The organism is Streptomyces sp. NH27 (assembly GCF_056859195.1).
On record NZ_JACEGK010000854.1, the window covers coordinates 1 to 1,865 of the forward strand.

Annotated in this window: 3 protein-coding genes; 2 read left to right on the forward strand and 1 reads right to left on the reverse strand. The window is 74.0% G+C overall.

The window, feature by feature from the left end; translation table 11 throughout:
• Window positions 1-288 precede the first annotated feature (288 nt).
• Window positions 289-1,065: an IclR family transcriptional regulator gene (locus AC13HU_RS36500; protein ID WP_483046295.1), complete on the reverse strand. Its 777-nt coding sequence runs from the start codon at window positions 1,063-1,065 to the stop codon at window positions 289-291.
• A gap of 59 nt (window positions 1,066-1,124) precedes the next feature.
• Here AC13HU_RS36500 and dhaM point away from each other — a divergent pair, with 59 nt between their 5' ends.
• Both dhaM and AC13HU_RS36510 read left to right on the forward strand, forming a co-directional pair.
• Entirely contained in the window at window positions 1,125-1,517 is a 393-nt protein-coding gene (gene dhaM, locus AC13HU_RS36505) for a dihydroxyacetone kinase phosphoryl donor subunit DhaM (protein WP_483046296.1), read from the forward strand.
• Window positions 1,501-1,803 (forward strand): HPr family phosphocarrier protein, encoded by a 303-nt coding sequence (locus AC13HU_RS36510; protein WP_483046297.1) that lies wholly within the window; start codon window positions 1,501-1,503, stop codon window positions 1,801-1,803. Before dhaM ends, AC13HU_RS36510 begins: the two co-directional genes overlap by 17 nt.
• Window positions 1,804-1,865 lie beyond the last annotated feature (62 nt).

Genomic DNA, 1,865 nt, shown 5'->3' on the forward strand with positions numbered 1-1,865 from the left:
CATTAATGATGAACGTAGTGGGAAGTTAAGGGGGTGTTTCCTCGGTGTCAAGGGGTCCGGCGGGACGTACGGGCCCAACTCCCGTTGGCTCAGCGCGTGTTGCGGGGGCCCGTGGGGCGGACGGGAGCACGGCCCGGCGCACACCGGCGTTCGGGGGCACCACCCGGCGCGCGAGGGTGCGGGGGCGCGAAGACGCGGACCGGCATGCGGAAGCCGGGGCGGCGCCTCACGCGCTCGGCCCCGATGCGGTGGCGCGCCGCCGTACGGGCGCGCGGGATGTGCGAGGGCTCAGCCGGCCGTGCCCCGCGCCGCTCCACGCGGCGCGCCGAGGTCCCGGGAGAGGTTGCGGGCGGTCTCGCGCACCGCGACGGCGAGTTCCTGCCGGGCCGGCTCCGCCAGCAGCCGCTCGACCGGCCCGACCACGCCGATCGCGCCCACCACGGCACCGGAGCGGTCGAAGACGGGCGCCGCGATCCCCGCGTCGCCGATCGCCGACTCCTGGTCCTCCAGCGCGTATCCCTGCGCCCTGACCTGCGCCAACTGCGCGGCGAGCGGCTCACGTCCGGTGATGCTCGCACCGGTGAGCACGGTCAACTCGCCACGCAGCAGCCGCTCGCGCTCCTCCTCGGGCGCGAAGGCCGCAACGGCCTTGCCGAGCGCGCAGGTGTTCCACGGGATGGACGCGCCGACCTCCAGGATCTGCACGGCCCCCTCGGGACGGAAGGCGTGGTGCACCACCAGCATGTGGTCGCCGGTGGGCACCGCGACCCACACCGCCTCGCCGGCCCGGCGCGCCAGCAGGTCGGCCCAGGTGAGCGAGCGGGACCTCAACTCCTGGGTGTCCAGGTAGGAGTTGCCCAGGTGCACCAGATAGGGGCCGAGCTGGTATTTCGAGCTGTCCCGGTCCTGCACCACCATGCCCTCGGCCTCCAGCGTGCGCAGCAGCGCGTGCACCGTCGGCTTGGCCACGCCGAGCCGCTCGGCCAGCTCGGTGACCCCCAGCCGGGGGCCGGTGACGGCCAGCTCCCGGAGGATCTGGACGGCACGCTGCACCGCTTGCACCATGGGAAGACCTCTTCGTTCGGTATTGCTGAATGCTGTTCCGAGATTTAGCATCGCTGTTCATGAGCGAACTTGTCGGCATCGTACTCGTGTCCCACAGCTCCGAAGTGGCCGCAGGGCTGCGCCGGTTGCTCGGCCAGATAGGCTCCGACGCCGTCCCGGTGACCGTCGCGGGCGGTACGGACGACGGCCGGATCGGTACCAGCTACGCGCGTGTCGCCGCCGCGATCAAGGAAGCCGACCGCGGCGCCGGCGTACTCATCCTGCCGGACCTGGGCAGTTCGGTGCTCACCGCCCGGGCCGTGCTCGAAGACCAGCCCCGCGACGGCGTACTGATCGCCGACGCCCCCTTCGTCGAGGGCGCCGTGGCCGCCGCGGTCACCGCCGCGGCCGGCGCGGACCTCGCCGCCGTACTCACCGCCGCCACGGAGGCCCGCCATGTCAGCAAACTCTGAACCGTCCGTCCGCACCGCGCCCGCCGGCGACCCGACCGTGGAGATCTCCGTGGTGCTGCCGGCCGACCTGCACGCCCGCCCGGCCGGCCGGATCGCGCAGGCCGCCGCGCGGTTCACCAGCGCCCTGTTGCTCCAGTACGGCGAACGCACCGCCAACGCGGCCGGCGTGCTCGGCGTCATGGGCCTGGGCGCCACCGCCGGGCGTACGGTGACCGTGCGGGCGCAGGGGCCGGACGCGCAGCAGGCGGCCGCCGCGCTCGCGGAGATCCTGGCGACGGCGACGTAGTGGCGGGGGTCTCCGCGGCCGCCCGCGCCCGCCGTCCGAACGTCCCCGCCGCACCGCAGGAG

What these genes read in the sequence shown, in the direction of transcription:
- AC13HU_RS36510 (WP_483046297.1), top strand. Translation starts at nt 1,501, where the DNA reads ATGTCAGCAAACTCTGAACCGTCCGTCCGCACCGCGCCCGCCGGCGAC.
- AC13HU_RS36500 (WP_483046295.1), bottom strand. Translation starts at nt 1,065, where the DNA reads ATGGTGCAAGCGGTGCAGCGTGCCGTCCAGATCCTCCGGGAGCTGGCC.
- dhaM (WP_483046296.1), top strand. Translation starts at nt 1,125, where the DNA reads ATGAGCGAACTTGTCGGCATCGTACTCGTGTCCCACAGCTCCGAAGTG.